Below are 14,337 nucleotides of genomic sequence, written 5' to 3'. Positions count from 1 at the left end.
TCAGACGTTGACGCCGAAGTCCTGGGCGATGCCGCGCAGGCCGGAGGCGTAGCCCTGGCCGATGGCGCGGAACTTCCACTCGGCGCCGTTGCGGTAGAGCTCGCCGAAGACCATGGCCGTCTCGGTCGAGGCGTCCTCGGAGAGGTCGTAGCGGGCGATCTCCTGGCCGCCGGCCTGGTTGATCACGCGGATGTACGCGTTGCGGACCTGGCCGAAGCTCTGCTGGCGGTTCTCCGCGTCGTAGATCGACACCGGGAAGACGATCTTCGAGACGTCGGCCGGCACGGTCGCCAGGTTGACGTTGATCGACTCGTCGTCGCCCTCGCCCTCACCGGTGGTGTTGTCACCGGTGTGCTCGACCGAGCCGTCGGGGCTCTTCAGGTTGTTGAAGAAGACGAACTGGCTGTCGTTGGCGACCTTGCCCTGGTCGTTGCAGAGCAGCGCGCTGGCGTCGAGGTCGAACTCGGCGCCGGTGGTGGTGCGTGCGTCCCAGCCCAGACCGACGACGACGGCGGTCAGACCCGGGGCCTCCTTGGTGAGCGAGACATTGCCGCCCTTGCTCAGGCTGACACCCACAGGATCCTCCAAGAATCGGGAGGCACCTCGCGGCACCCCCGTAGTGCGGTTCGAGCGCCCGTGGAACGGGGTCTCGATCCAGCCAACGGCCCGATCGTAGTGCCGGGTTCCCGACCCGGGCAGCGATACGGCCCGGCGCGGCCGGGGAAAACCGGCACACCGGGCCGCAGGGCACCGCAGAGTGACCCCAGGGGCACACAGAGCCCCCGGGAGGCCGTCAGAGCGCGCCGAGCACCTTGAGGTACTCCTGCTCGTCACGGGCGTCCGGCAGGCCGTTGACGATCGACCAGCGGACCACGCCCGCCTTGTCGATCACGAAGGTGCCGCGCACCGCGCAGCCCTTCTCCTCCTCGAAGACGCCGTAGGCCTTGGAGACCTCGCCGTGCGGCCAGAAGTCGGAGAGCAGCGGGTACTCCAGGCCCTCCTGGTCGGCGAAGACGCGCAGCGTGAAGGGCGAGTCGTTGGAGACCGCGAGGACCTGCACGTCGTCGTTCTGCAGGCGGGGCAGCTCGCGCTGGATCGCGCAGACCTCGCCGGTGCAGACGCCGGTGAAGGCGAACGGGTAGAAGACCAGGACGACGTTCTTCTCGCCCCGGAAGTCGGAGAGCTTGACCAGCTCGCCGTGCTGGTTCTTGAGCTCGAAGTCCGGAGCCAGGGTGTCGACCTCAATGGCCATGGTGAGGACCTTTCTCAGCGGTGATCGCTCGGGATCGCATCAGTACCGCGGCCGCCGCAGCGGCTGGCCGCGGCCACATCCTCGCATTCATTCGGGTTGATTCGGCCGAACGAGTGACTGGGCCGGACACGATGGAGGGAGTTTCGCCCGGGGCGAACACGATCCCCGGCAGCACCTACAACCCGACCCCGGACGCGGCAGGGCCCCGCTGGAGCTTCCTCCAGCGGGGCCCTGCCGTGCGTTCCCGGAGAGTCTCAGCGCTTCCCGGACTTGGCGGCCTTCGGAGTGGCCAGGCGGGTGCCCGCCCAGTCCTGGGCGACGGTCACCGAGCTGGTCTGCGAGAGGCCGGCGGTCTGCGCCGCCTCGGCGACCTCGTGGGCCTCGACGTGACCGTCGCGGCCCTTCTTCGGGGTCAGCAGCCAGATCAACCCGCCATCGACCAGGTACTCCTGGGCGTCGACGAGGGCATCGGTGAGATCCCCGTCGTCCTCGCGGTGCCACAGCACGACGGCGTCGGCGACGTCGTCGTAGTCCTCGTCGACGAGCTCCGCACCGGTGATCTCCTCGATACCCTCGCGGAGATCCTGGTCAGTGTCTTCGTCGTACCCGAGCTCCTGCACAATCTGACCGGGCTCGAAGCCCAGTCGGTAAGCCGGGTTGGACTTGTCCGCGGGGTCCGCGGTCGCGCTCACGGGAATAACCTCCAGTATTCGGCCTGGCATCGGCGCCAAGGCTGTGGCCGTAGTCCACACGGGACCGGCGGTTCGCGCAAGTACCCGACCCCCGATCCCACCCAAAGGTTGACGTGTCGTGGCAAGACACGCCGATTCCTGTGTCGGGAATCACACCGATTTGCCCTTTTGTCGACGGTTCGCCCATGCTGCGGATGCCGCTGGTCCGGCGGCCCCGCGAGGGGCCGTGGTGCCCGCGATACGAACGGCATTCGAGTGCAACGCGATCACGGGCGTAGAGTCTCCTGTTGGCCCTCACCCCGGCCTCCCGCCATCGGGCGGACGGGGAGCCTGAAGGTCGGACCACCTCTTCGTATCACCCGGTGGTGCGCGGACAGGGCAACGCAGCCCTGCCGCACGCCAACTGACCGGTTCACCCCTGGGTGAAACGGTTACCCATCGGTAGAGATGACGGATCTCCGAGTTGCGGTACACGATGGAGGCGGCGCGACACACCTCTAGTTTCGACCGACAGTGAAGGAACAGCGTGGCTTCCGGATCCGATCGCAACCCGATCATCATTGGCGGCCTTCCGAGTCAGGTCCCGGACTTCGATCCCGAGGAGACCGCGGAATGGCTGGAGTCGCTCGACGCGGCCATTGACGAGCGGGGGCGCGAGCGCGCCCGCTACCTCATGCTCCGCCTGATCGAGCGCGCCCGCGAGAAGCGTGTCGCCGTGCCCGAGATGCGCAGCACGGACTACGTCAACACCATCGCCACCAAGGACGAGCCGTTCTTCCCCGGCAACGAGGAGATCGAGCGCAAGGTCCTCAACGCGACCCGCTGGAACGCGGCCGTGATGGTCTCCCGGGCGCAGCGCCCGGGCATCGGCGTCGGTGGCCACATCGCCACCTTCGCCTCGTCCGCGTCGCTCTACGACGTGGGCTTCAACTACTTCTTCCGGGGCAAGGACGCGGACGGCGAGTCCGGCGACCAGATCTTCTTCCAGGGCCACGCCTCCCCCGGCATCTACGCGCGCGCCTTCCTCCTGGACCGACTGACCGAGCAGCAGCTCGACGCGTTCCGCCAGGAGAAGTCCAAGGCGCCGTACGGCCTCTCCAGCTACCCGCACCCGCGGCTGATGCCGGACTTCTGGGAGTTCCCGACCGTCTCGATGGGCCTCGGCCCGCTCGGCGCGATCTACCAGGCCCGGATGAACCGCTACCTGGAGCACCGCGGCATCAAGGACACCTCCGCCTCGCACGTCTACGCCTTCCTCGGCGACGGCGAGATGGACGAGCCCGAGTCGCTCGGCCAGCTCTCGCTGGCGTCCCGCGAGGGCCTGGACAACCTCACCTTCGTGGTCAACTGCAACCTGCAGCGCCTCGACGGCCCGGTCCGCGGCAACGGCAAGATCATCCAGGAGCTGGAGTCGCAGTTCCGCGGCGCCGGCTGGAACGTCATCAAGCTGATCTGGGACCGCAGCTGGGACCCGCTGCTGGCCCAGGACCGCGACGGCGTGCTGGTCAACAAGCTGAACACCACGGTGGACGGCCAGTTCCAGACCTACGCGACCGAGACCGGCGCCTACATCCGCGACCACTTCTTCGGTGGCGACCTGCGGCTGCGCGCGATGGTCGAGAACATGACCGACCAGCAGATCCAGCACCTGGGCCGCGGCGGTCACGACCACGCCAAGGTGTACGCGGCGTTCAAGGCGGCCCGCGAGCACGTCGGCCAGCCGACCGTGATCCTCGCCCAGACCGTCAAGGGCTGGACGCTGGGCCCGAACTTCGAGGGCCGCAACGCGACGCACCAGATGAAGAAGCTGACGACCGAGGATCTGAAGCGCTTCCGCGACCGCCTGCACCTGCCGATCACGGACAAGCAGCTCGACGAGGGCTACCCGCCCTACTACCACCCGGGCAAGGACTCCGAAGAGATCCAGTACATGCACGACCGCCGCAGCGAGCTGGGCGGCTACATGCCGACCCGCAAGGTGCGGCCGCGCAAGCTGGAACTCCCGGGCGACGAGGCGTACAAGGCCGTCAAGAAGGGCTCGGGCAACCAGACCATCGCCACCACCATGGCGTTCGTCCGGGTGCTCAAGGACCTGATGCGGGACAAGAACATCGGCAACCGCTTCGTGCCGATCGCGCCCGACGAGTACCGCACCTTCGGCATGGACTCGCTCTTCCCGTCGGCCAAGATCTACAACCCGCTCGGCCAGACCTACGAGTCGGTCGACCGCGACCTGCTGCTCGCCTACAAGGAGTCGCCGAGCGGCCAGATGCTGCACGACGGCATCTCGGAGGCCGGCTGCACCGCCTCGCTGATCGCCGCCGGTTCGTCGTACGCCACGCACGGCGAGCCGCTGATCCCGGTCTACGTCTTCTACTCGATGTTCGGGTTCCAGCGCACCGGCGACCAGTTCTGGCAGATGGCCGACCAGCTGGCCCGCGGCTTCGTGATCGGCGCCACCGCCGGCCGGACCACCCTCACGGGTGAGGGCCTCCAGCACGCGGACGGGCACTCGCAGCTGCTCGCCTCGACCAACCCGGCCGTCGTCGCGTACGACCCGGCGTACGGCTTCGAGATCGCGCACATCATGCAGGACGGCATCCGCCGGATGTACGGCTCCAGCGCCGAGCACCCGCACGGCGAGGACGTCTTCTACTACATGACGGTCTACAACGAGCCGATCAAGATGCCGGCCGAGCCCGAGAACGTGGACGTCGAGGGCATCCTCAAGGGTCTGCACCGGTACGCCCCGGCGACCGCCGGCCAGATCCCGGCCCAGATCCTCGCCTCCGGCGTGGCGGTGCCGTGGGCCCTGGAGGCCCAGCGCATCCTCGCCGAGGAGTGGAACGTGGCGGCCGACGTGTGGTCGGCGACCTCCTGGAACGAGCTGCGCCGCGACGCGGTGGAGGCCGAGGAGTTCAACCTGCTGCACCCCGAGGAGCCGCAGCGCGTCCCGTACGTGACGGCCAAGCTCCAGGGCGCCGAGGGCCCGTTCGTCGCCGTGTCCGACTGGATGCGCGCGGTGCCGGACCAGATCTCGCGCTGGGTGCCGGGCCAGTGGCAGTCGCTGGGCGCGGACGGGTTCGGCTTCGCCGACACCCGCGGCGCGGCCCGTCGCTTCTTCCACATCGACCCGCAGTCGGTGGTGCTCAGCGTGCTCACCGAGCTCGCCAAGCAGGGCAAGGTCGACCGCAGCGCGCTCAAGGAGGCGATCGACCGCTACCAGCTGCTGGACGTGTCGGCCGCCCACCCGGGCGCCGCGGGCGGCGACGCCTGAGTCAACGCATGACCGAGGGCCGGACTCCCTATCTGGGGTCCGGCCCTCGGGCGTTCGCCCGCGCTCCGGTCGGCCCAACTGCTCGGGCCGCAGCGGCCGGTCGGCGCGATGATCGGCCCATGAAGGACGAAATCATCGCCAGAGCCCGGTTCCTCCTCACCGACCTCCACCTGCCGCCGGTCGAGGCCAACACCCGCCTCAAGGACTACTTCCCCGACCTCGAACTCGAGGAGCGCGCCCGCTACCTCCGCGAGGCCCGCGCGCTGCCCTCGGACGACGCGGACCGCACGACGGCATAACAGGCCGCGCCCGACCCGGTGGAGCGTTCGGGTCGGGCGCGGGGCAGGGCCGTCAGATGTGGACGGCCGGGCCGGCGTCGGTGGTGCCGCGCTTGGTGAGCAGGCCCAGGAGGGCTGCCGCGAAGGCGACCACGGCGGCGACGGCGAAGGCGAGTGACATGCCGCTGACGAAGGAGCTGTGCACGGCATCGAGCGTGCTGTGGATCTGGGCCGGGGTCGCCCCTGGTCCGGCCTGGCCGATGCCCAGCTGCGCCCCCTGCTTGACCTGGGCCAGCTGCTCGCCCTGCAGCGGTCCCAGCCCGGCCTTGGCCCAGTTGCCCGGCAGCACGTCGCCGACCCGGGCGGCCATCAGCGCGCCCAGCACGGCCGTACCGAGGCTGCCGCCGACCTGCATCGCGGCCTGCTGGAGGCCGCCCGCCACGCCGGAGAGGGCGAGCGGGGCGTTGCCGACGATCACCTCGGTGGCGCCGACCATGACCGGGCTGATGCCCAGGCCCATCAGGACGAACCAGAGCGACATCATCCCGCTGCCCGAGGTGGTGGTCAGCGTGGACATCCCGTACATCGCCAGGGTGGTGAGCAGCATGCCGACCACGATCGGGATCCGCGGGCCGACCTTGCCGATGGCCGCGCCGGCCGCCGGGGCGCCGACGATCATCATGCCGGTCATCGGCAGCAGGTGGACGCCCGCCTGGACCGGCGTCATCCCGTGCACGTTCTGCAGGTAGAAGGTGACGAAGAAGATCGCGCCGAAGAACGCGAAGGCCATCAGCACCATCAGCAGGGCGCCCGCGGAGAGCGGGACCGAGCGGAACAGGCTGAGCGGGACCAGCGGTTCCTTCGCCCGGGTCTGCCAGAACGCGAAGGCGGCCATCGCCAGCACCGCGCCGACCAGGAAGGCCAGTGTCCGGCCGTCGCCCCAGCCCCAGACCGGCGCCTTGATGATGCCGAAGACCAGCATGAACATCGCGGCCGACAGCAGCGCGATGCCGGGGATGTCGAAGGACCGGACGGCGTTCTCGGCCCTGACGTCCTTGAGGATCCACAGGCCCAGTGCCACCGCGATCAGGCCGACCGGGACGTTGATGAAGAAGACCGACTGCCAGCTGACGTGCTCGACCAGCAGGCCGCCGACGATCGGCCCGGCGGCCGTCGAGGCGCCGATCACGCCGGCCCAGATGCCGATGGCCATGTTCAGCTTCTCGACCGGGAAGGCCCCGCGCAGCAGGCCGAGCGCGGCGGGCTGGAGCAGCGCGCCGAAGAGGCCCTGAAGCACCCGGAAGGCGATCACCGTCTGGATGCTGCCGGCGAAGCCGATCGCGGCCGAGGTGGCGGCGAAGCCCGCCGCGCCGACCAGGAAGGTGGCCTTGTGGCCGAACCGGTCGCCGATCTTGCCCGCGGTGATCAGGAAGACCGCCAGTGCCAGCAGGTAGCCGCTGGTCACCCACTGGATGTCGGCGGGCGAGGCGTGCAGGTCGGCCTGGATGACGGGGTTGGCGATGGCGACCACGGTGCCGTCGAGCGCCACCATCATCACGCCGACCGCCACGGTCAGCAGGGTCAGCCAGGGGTGCCCCTGGAGGCTGCGCCGGCCGCCCGGCGACGCGTTGCGCGGCGCGGTGGCGTCCGTCTTGGCTATCTGAACATCGGACTGGCTCATCGACAGGGCCTTCCAGGCAACCGACGGGCGTACGAGGGCGAGGTGGCGCCCGGGCCCCACCCGTCCCCACGAGCGTCCCGGCCGTGCGAGCGCCACCTGCCAGCAGATTATGTCAGTAGCTGACAATCGGCAAACACTGTCTTCTGCTGGCACCTGACATCTGACAGAGCGCTATCGTTGACCCATGGCTCCGACCCCCACGGCGCCCGCCAACGCCGAAACCCCCTGCCGGGTACTCGGCCTGCGCGAGCGCAAGAAGCAACGCACCCGGGACGCCTTGGTGGACGCCGCGCACAGCCTCTTCCTCAGCCAGGGCTACGCCCGCACCACCATCGACGAGATCGCCGCCGCGGTGGACGTCTCGCAGCGCACGTTCTTCCGCTACTTCGCCAACAAGGACGAGGCCGCGCTCGCCGTGCTGGCCGACGCCGAGGACTACTTCATCGAGTGCCTGCGCCGCAGGCCGGCCGCGGAGAACCCGCTGCAGGCGATGCGGGCCGCGATCACCGAGTCCTGGCGCGGCCTCGGCTCCGAGCACACCGGCGGCGTGCGGGCCGCACTGGAACTGCTCCAACTGATCGAGAGCACCCCCACCCTGCTCGCCGCCCACCTGCGGCGGACCACCGAGCAGGAGGGTGTGGTCGCCCAGGTGCTCGCCGACCGCGAGGGGCTGGACGCTGCGACCGACCTGCGGCCGCGCCTGCTGGCCGCGGTCTTCGGAGCCGTCCTGCGGGTCTCCCACCTGGCCTGGGGCTCCGGACCGTTCCCGGACCAGGACGCCGGCCCCGAGGGCATGATCGCGATCATCGAACGCCACTTCGACCAGCTCGGCCCGGCCCTGGTCGGCGACTGGCGCTGACGCTGCCCCGAACGGGTGACAAGCGGACAAGTCAGGCGCCGTCAACCCCACAGCGGTGTGACCGAACCCACAGTTTGGTCCGTCCACATCCCCCGTTCAGACCGAATACGCTGGCCGACTGTAGTTGGCATTCGCACGACCACCGGGCCCGGCCCGCTGTCACGGTCATGGGTTTCCGAGGGAGTTGACGCGATGCAGCGCAGGCGGCTGAAGCGTGTGCTGATAGGCGTCTTCGCCACCTGTGCGGTCCTCGCGGACGCCGGTGCGGCAGCGGCCCAGGCGGCCGCCTCCAACGAACAGGTCGCGATCACCACCCCGCCCGCCGGCTCCGCGGCCTGGGTCGGGGACCACTCGCTCGGCCGGGCACTGCCCGACCCCGCTACCGCCGACGCGGCCACCGTGGCGGCCTTCTTCGCCACGCTCACCCCCGCCCAGCAGGACCGGCTGGTCCAGGAGTACCCGCTCGTGGTGGGCAACCTGGACGGCGCTCCGCTGCACCTGCGCTACCGCGCCAACGCCGTGGCGCTGACCGCCGAGCGCGACCGCGCGCGAGCGGCGTCCGAGGACTCCAAGCTGGACGCCACCGACCGCGCGCTGGCCGTCTCGCGCGCCAACGACTGTCAGGCGCTGCTGGCCCCCGGCCGGCAGATCCTCGCCTTCGACCCGCGCGGCCGCGGCCTGGTCAGCGAGGTCTTCGGCGACCTGGCGACCGCCCAGCGGGTCTCGGTGATCGTCCCCGGCTCGGACACCGACCTCGGCCACTTCGACCGCAGCGTCGACCCGCTGCGCTCCCCCGCGGGCATGGCCCGCGCCCTGCGGACCGAGCAGCAGCGCCAGTCCCCCGACACCCGCACCGCGGTGGTCGCCTGGACCGGGTACGTCACCCCCGTCGGCCTCGGACCGGACGCCGTGACCTCCCGGTTGGCCGACGCGGGCGCCCCCCGGCTGCTGCGCCTGCTGGACGGCATGCGGCTGACCAGCGCCCCGGTCGCGCCGCCGACCCTGATCTGCCACTCCTACGGCACGGTGGTCTGCGGGACCGCCGCGCCGAGCCTGCACGGCGCGACCACCGACATGGTCGTCCTCGGCAGTCCGGGAATGGGCGTGCAGAACGCCCAGGACCTGGGCACCGGCGTGCACCTGTGGGCCACCCGCGACCCGAGCGACTGGATCGGCGACGTCCCGTACCTGGAGGTCGGCGGGCTGGGCCACGGCGCCGACCCGACCAGCGCCGACTTCGGCGCCGAGGAGATCTCCTCGGCCGGCGCCTCCGGCCACGTCGGCTACTTCGCCGACGGCACCGCCAGCCTGCACAACTTCGCCGCCATCGCGCTCGGCAGCTACGAGTCGGTCAGCTACCGCACCGGCTGAGACGTCCGCCGTACGGGCCGCAGGTCGACCACCGGGCGCGGCTGATCACCCTCGGCGAGGCAGCGCAGGGCCTCCCGCACGGCGTGCACGCCGGCCTCGTGGAAGCCGCGCGCGTGCGAGTCGACCTCGTGCCAGCGGGCCTGGCGCAGCACCGCGGCCAGCGGCACGCCCGCCGCGTCCGACTCCGCGCGGACACCGGCCGCGAGCGCCTCGCGGTACTCGCCCGGCAGCTCCTCCTCCGACAGCGCGCAGGCGAAGGACGCGGCGCCGGCCGGCTCGAAGTCGAGGGTGACGATCGCGAACGGGCCGCCGCAGCCGCTCTGGAGGACATTGCGGACATGGACGCCGTGGACGGCGCGGGCCGAGGTCATCCCCCTACCGTAGGGCTACTCGCGGGCGGCACCGGTGCTGCTCATGTCGGTGTAGCGGGCGCCCGCGACCTCGGAGGCGATCGGCTCCAGGGCGGCGAGTTCGGCCTCGGTCAGCCGCAGGGTGGCGGCGGCGGTGTTCTCGGCGAGGCGGGTCCGCTTGCGGGTGCCGGGGATCGGGACGACGGTCAGCCCGTGCACGTCCGCGCGCTGGTGGACCCAGGCGAGGGCGACCTGGGCGGTGCTGACGCCCCGCGCGGCGGCGATCTTCTGGACCGGCGCGATCAGCGCGGCGTTCGCGGCCGCGCTGTCGCCGGTGAAGCGCGGCTGGAACCGGCGGTAGTCGTCCGCGGCCAGCTCGCCCGCGTCGGTGAAGGCGCCGGTCAGGAAGCCCCGGCCGAGCGGCGAGTACGGGACGAACGTGACACCGAGCTCGGCGGCGGCGCCCACCGCGCTGATCTCGACGTCCCGCGAGAAGAGCGACCACTCCGACTGGAGCGCCGCGATCGGGTGCACCGCGTACGCCTCGCGCAGTTCGGCGCCGGTGACCTCGGAGAGTCCGAGCGCGCGCACCTTGCCCGCCTGGACCAGCTCGGCCATCGCCCCGACCGACTCGGCCAGCGGCACGGCGGGGTCGCGGCGGTGCATGTAGTACAGGTCGATCACGTCGATGCCCAGCCGGCGCAGCGAGGCGTCCACGGCGGTGCGGATGTACGCCGGGTCGTTGCGGATGCCGCGGTAGTGCACGTCGTCGTCCCGGCGCTCGATGGCGAACTTGGTGGCGAGCACCACCTTGTCGCGGTTGGCGCGGACGAACGGGCCGATCAGCTCCTCGTTGGCGCCGGAGCCGTAGACGTCGGCGGTGTCGAACAGGGTGACACCGGCTTCGAGGGCCGCGTCCAGGGTGGCCAGCGCCTCGGTGGTGTCGGTCGGGCCGTAGAACTCGCTCATGCCCATGCAGCCGAGGCCCTGGGTGCCGACGAGCGGGCCGTCGGCGCCGAGCCGGACGGTGGGGAGCGTGCTGGGGTGGCTCATGCGGAGTGCTTCTTCCCTGAGTAGATGTCGATCTTGTAGTCGAGGACGGCGAGCGTCGCGTGCAGGTCGGCGATCTTCTGCCGGACCTCCTCGCGGTGCGCGACCAGCAGTTCGCGCCGCGCTTCCATCGTCTGGTCGCCGGCCCTGGCCAGCTCCACGTACCGGAGCATGTCGGCCACCGACATACCGGTCAGCCGCAACTTGCCGAGGAAGGCCAGCCGGGACAGGTCGGCGTCGCAGTAGCGGCGCTGCCCGGAGTGCGAGCGGTCCACCGGGTCGAGCAGGCCGATCCGCTCGTACCAGCGCAGGGTGTGCGCGGTGAGCCCGCTGACCGCGGCGACCTCGCTGATCGCGTGCCGTGGCGTGTGGTCCAGCGACTGGACGGCGGTGATCATCTCGCTAACCCCCATAGGTTCTGGCGACGTGGGAACGACGCTACTGAGTTGGAGTGCACTCCAAGCAAGCCTGCCACTCGGCCGCACTAGAGTTCTGTGCATGCAGAGCTTGCGGATGATCGAGGACTGGCCGGTACCGACGGCGGCGACGGCGGTGGTGCGCGCGGCGGACGGCGCGCTGCTGGGCGAGAACGGGCCCCAGGAGCACCCGTTCCCGCTGGCGTCGGTGACCAAGCTGCTCAGCGCCTACGCGGCGCTGGTCGCCGTCGAGGAAGGCGTCTTCGAGCTGGACGACCCGGCCGGACCGGAGGGCTCGACGGTCCGTCACCTGCTGGCCCACACCTCGGGGCTGGCCTTCGACGAGCACCGCACGATGGCCGCGCCCGGCACCCGCCGGCTCTACTCCAACGCGGGCTTCGACGTGCTCGCCGAGACGCTGGCCAAGGCCTCCGGCATCCCGTTCGCGCAGTACGCCGCCGAGGCGGTGTTCCAGCCGCTGGGCATGGCGGCGACCTACCTCGACACCGCGCACCGGGCACCGGCCGGCGCGGGCGGCGTCTCCACCGTGGCCGACCTGGCGCGCTTCGCGGCCGAGCTCCAGGCGCCGCGGCTGCTGGACGCCTCGACGGTGGCCGCCGCGACCCGCGAGGTGGCCTTCCCCGGGCTGAGCGGAGTGCTCCCGGGCTTCGGGCACTGCCGGCCGAACGACTGGGGTCTGGGCTTCGAGATCCGCGGCGAGAAGTCCCCGCACTGGACGGGCACGACCAGCTCACCGGGGACCTTCGGCCACTTCGGGCAGTCCGGGACCTTCCTGTGGGTGGACCCGGCCGCCGGCGCGGCCTGCGTCGCGCTGACCGACCGCGACTTCGGGCCCTGGGCGGCCGAGGTCTGGCCGGAGTTCACCGACGCGGTGCTGGACGAGCTGCGCGGCAGCTAGCCGTAAGAGAGCGGTGAGTGCATCTCCCAGAGCAGCAGCTCGGCGCCGTCCGGCCCGGCGGTCGGGTCGGCGAAGGCGGAGCCGGTGATCCGCACGCTGTCCCCCGGCTCCATCGAGCGGCCGGCGCCCTGCGGCCCGGGCACCGTGCGGTAGCCGAGCGAGCCCCTGGTCAGATGCGCGTAGCGGTACGGCGCTTCGGGCAGCTCGGGCAGCGGCTGCCACGGTCCGGCGGTGAGCAGGTGCAGCGCCGCGTCCGAGCGGCGCAGCCGCAGCGCGGGCGAGTCGGCGTCCCGGGCGAACCCGGAGGCGAGCAGGACGCGGTCCACCGGCTCGGGCCGCACCCGGCGCAGCCCGTACGCGGGGGGCGTGTCGAAGACGTCGGGTTGCAGCCACATCTGGATGAATCTGACCGGAACGTCGGCCCCGCCGACGTTGCGCTCCGTGTGCGTCGTGCCGCTGCCCGCGCTCACATGCTGGACCATGCCCGGCCGCACCACGCCCGCGTGGCCGTCGCCGTCCCGGTGGGCGAGCGCGCCCTCCAGCACCCAGGTGAGGATCTCAACGTCCCGGTGCCGGTGCGCCTCGAAGCCCGCACCGACCGCCAGCACCTCCTCGTTGCAGGCCAGCAGCGCGCCGAAGTGCGTGTTCTTCGGGTCGTAGTGGGACGAGAACGAGAACGCGTGACGGGACTCCACACCCTCGGCGGGGGTGGAGACGTAGCGCTCGGCGGTGCGGCGGAGGTCTGCCCGGGGGCGTCCCCGGTCGGTTTCGAGGTCGGTCACAGCGACTCACCGTATCCGGTGTGAGCGGCACCACCGTGCTGGTCCGCGGGGGTGTGCAGCGAAGAGTCCGCGGCGTGAGGCAGTCTTGTCCCTGTGCCAGCCCCCTCAGCCCCAGCAGCGAACGACCAGAATCCGCCGCGCCCGAAGCGGACCGTCCGGAAAGCCGCCAGCGGCGCGACAGCCGTGGAGCGGCAACTCGCGGCCGAGCGCGCCGAGCTGCGGGCGGCCACGCTCAAGCGGCTGGAGAAGTCGGCGGGCAAGCTGGCCACCGCGGCGATCGCCCGGATGGACGACCAGCTCGGCTGGTACCGCCGGATGCCGCCCGAGCACCGGTCCTGGATCGGCCTGGTCGCCCAGGCCGGCATCGCCGCCTTCACCGAGTGGTACCGCCACCCGGACGCCCCGCAGGCGATCAGCACCGACGTCTTCGGCACCGCGCCGCGCGAGCTGACCCGGGCGATCACGCTGCGTCAGACCGTCGAGCTCATCCGCACCACCATCGAGGTGATGGAGGAGGCGATCCCGGAGGTCGCGGCGCCGGGCGACGAGGACGGCATGCGGGAGTCCGTGCTGGTCTACGCCCGCGAGATCGCCTTCGCCACCGCCCAGGTCTACGCCCAGGCCGCCGAGGCCCGCGGGGCCTGGGACGCCCGGCTGGAGGCGCTGGTGGTCAACTCGCTGCTCTCCGGAGACGCGGACGAGGGCGTCCTGTCGCGCGCCGCCGCGCTCGGCTGGGGCCAGCCCAGCCAGGTGCGGGTGGTGATGGGCAGCGCCCCGGACGGGGACAGCGAGGCGGTCGTCGAGGCGATCCGCAGAGCCGCCCGGTACGCCCGGCTGCACGTGCTGACCGGCGTGCTCGGCAAGCGCCTGGTGGTGGTGGTCGGCGGCGAGAAGGAGCCGGTGCACGCCGCCCGCGCGCTGATCGGCCAGTTCGCGCCCGGCCCGGTGGTGGTCGGCCCGACCGTCGGCGACCTGCTCTCGGCCACCCGCTCCGCCCATGCCGCGGCGGCCGGGCTGAAGGCCTGCGCGGCCTGGCCGGACGCCCCGCGCCCGGTGCTGGCGGACGACCTGCTGCCGGAACGCGCGCTGGCCGGAGATCTGGTGGCGCGTCGTCAGTTGGTGGAGGAGATCTACACACCGCTGGACGAGGCGGGCTCGGCACTGCTCGAGACGCTGAGTGTCTTTCTGGAGCAGGCGTCCTCACTCGAGGGTGCGGCCAGGATGCTCTTCGTCCACCCGAACACCGTGCGCTACCGGCTCCGTCGTGTGACAGACGTCACTGGCTACGCTCCTTCGGACGTACGTTCGGCGTTCACTCTGCGCATCGCCCTTGCCTTGGGCCGACTGGAGTCGAGTGCCGAGCAGGGTTGACGGCCTGTAGGGATTCCACAATCCGACGTACTTATCTTC

The 14,337-nt window shown here is 71.3% G+C and carries 14 protein-coding genes; 6 read left to right on the top strand and 8 right to left on the bottom strand.

Going from position 1 to position 14,337, the window contains the following annotated elements; all coding sequences use genetic code 11:
• From P3T37_RS05820 to P3T37_RS05810, 3 genes are all read right to left on the bottom strand, one after another.
• Entirely contained in the window at nucleotides 1–576 is a 576-nt protein-coding gene (locus P3T37_RS05820; RefSeq protein ID WP_280722321.1) for a TerD family protein, read from the bottom strand.
• A 217-nt stretch (nucleotides 577–793) separates the two neighbouring features.
• Entirely contained in the window at nucleotides 794–1,252 is a 459-nt protein-coding gene (locus P3T37_RS05815; RefSeq protein WP_280722320.1) for a peroxiredoxin, read from the bottom strand.
• Between the two features lie 254 nt (nucleotides 1,253–1,506).
• Entirely contained in the window at nucleotides 1,507–1,944 is a 438-nt protein-coding gene (locus P3T37_RS05810) for a DUF3052 domain-containing protein (RefSeq protein WP_280722319.1), read from the bottom strand.
• A 526-nt stretch (nucleotides 1,945–2,470) separates the two neighbouring features.
• On the opposite strand from P3T37_RS05810, the gene aceE reads away from it, so the two are divergent.
• Entirely contained in the window at nucleotides 2,471–5,221 is a 2,751-nt protein-coding gene (aceE, locus tag P3T37_RS05805; RefSeq protein WP_280722318.1) for a pyruvate dehydrogenase (acetyl-transferring), homodimeric type, read from the top strand.
• 119 nt (nucleotides 5,222–5,340) lie between these two features.
• Complete coding sequence (locus tag P3T37_RS05800) at nucleotides 5,341–5,520, top strand: hypothetical protein (RefSeq protein WP_280722317.1); 180 nt, start codon at nucleotides 5,341–5,343, stop codon at nucleotides 5,518–5,520.
• 52 nt (nucleotides 5,521–5,572) lie between these two features.
• On the opposite strand, the gene P3T37_RS05795 is transcribed toward P3T37_RS05800, so the two are convergent.
• A complete protein-coding gene (locus P3T37_RS05795) occupies nucleotides 5,573–7,180 on the bottom strand; it encodes an MFS transporter (protein ID WP_280722316.1) in 1,608 nt (535 codons plus the stop codon).
• 184 nt (nucleotides 7,181–7,364) lie between these two features.
• Here P3T37_RS05795 and P3T37_RS05790 point away from each other — a divergent pair, with 184 nt between their 5' ends.
• Nucleotides 7,365–8,039 (top strand): TetR family transcriptional regulator, encoded by a 675-nt coding sequence (locus P3T37_RS05790; RefSeq protein WP_280722315.1) that lies wholly within the window; start codon nucleotides 7,365–7,367, stop codon nucleotides 8,037–8,039.
• A 192-nt stretch (nucleotides 8,040–8,231) separates the two neighbouring features.
• The gene (locus tag P3T37_RS05785; protein WP_280722314.1) at nucleotides 8,232–9,410 is read left to right on the top strand and encodes an alpha/beta hydrolase; all 1,179 of its coding nucleotides are present in this window, start codon (nucleotides 8,232–8,234) and stop codon (nucleotides 9,408–9,410) included.
• On the opposite strand, the gene P3T37_RS05780 is transcribed toward P3T37_RS05785, so the two are convergent.
• From P3T37_RS05780 to P3T37_RS05770, 3 genes are read right to left on the bottom strand one after another with little or no spacing between them, the layout of a single operon-like run.
• On the bottom strand, nucleotides 9,395–9,781 hold the full coding sequence (locus tag P3T37_RS05780) for a hypothetical protein (protein WP_280722313.1): 387 nt from the start codon (nucleotides 9,779–9,781) through the stop codon (nucleotides 9,395–9,397). The genes P3T37_RS05785 and P3T37_RS05780 overlap by 16 nt on opposite strands.
• A gap of 15 nt (nucleotides 9,782–9,796) precedes the next feature.
• On the bottom strand, nucleotides 9,797–10,813 hold the full coding sequence (locus tag P3T37_RS05775; RefSeq protein WP_280722312.1) for an aldo/keto reductase: 1,017 nt from the start codon (nucleotides 10,811–10,813) through the stop codon (nucleotides 9,797–9,799).
• Nucleotides 10,810–11,208, bottom strand: coding sequence for a MerR family transcriptional regulator (locus P3T37_RS05770; RefSeq protein ID WP_280722311.1), 399 nt, complete (start codon nucleotides 11,206–11,208; stop codon nucleotides 10,810–10,812). The genes P3T37_RS05775 and P3T37_RS05770 overlap by 4 nt, the downstream gene beginning before the upstream one ends.
• Nucleotides 11,209–11,308: 100 nt before the next feature.
• Here P3T37_RS05770 and P3T37_RS05765 point away from each other — a divergent pair, with 100 nt between their 5' ends.
• A complete protein-coding gene (locus tag P3T37_RS05765; RefSeq protein ID WP_280722310.1) occupies nucleotides 11,309–12,145 on the top strand; it encodes a serine hydrolase domain-containing protein in 837 nt (278 codons plus the stop codon).
• Here P3T37_RS05765 and P3T37_RS05760 read toward each other — a convergent pair.
• Complete coding sequence (locus P3T37_RS05760; protein ID WP_280722309.1) at nucleotides 12,142–12,927, bottom strand: pirin family protein; 786 nt, start codon at nucleotides 12,925–12,927, stop codon at nucleotides 12,142–12,144. The two genes, P3T37_RS05765 and P3T37_RS05760, sit on opposite strands and share 4 nt — an antisense overlap.
• A gap of 183 nt (nucleotides 12,928–13,110) precedes the next feature.
• Between P3T37_RS05760 and P3T37_RS05755 the strand changes: the two genes are divergently transcribed.
• Nucleotides 13,111–14,298, top strand: a complete 1,188-nt coding sequence (locus P3T37_RS05755) for a helix-turn-helix domain-containing protein (RefSeq protein WP_348533214.1) — start codon at nucleotides 13,111–13,113, stop codon at nucleotides 14,296–14,298.
• The last annotated feature ends 39 nt before the right edge of the window (nucleotides 14,299–14,337 follow it).

The sequence above is a fragment of the Kitasatospora sp. MAA4 genome, assembly GCF_029893355.1.
GTDB lineage: Bacteria > Actinomycetota > Actinomycetes > Streptomycetales > Streptomycetaceae > Kitasatospora.
This window is presented reverse-complemented; position numbering and strand designations above follow the sequence as displayed.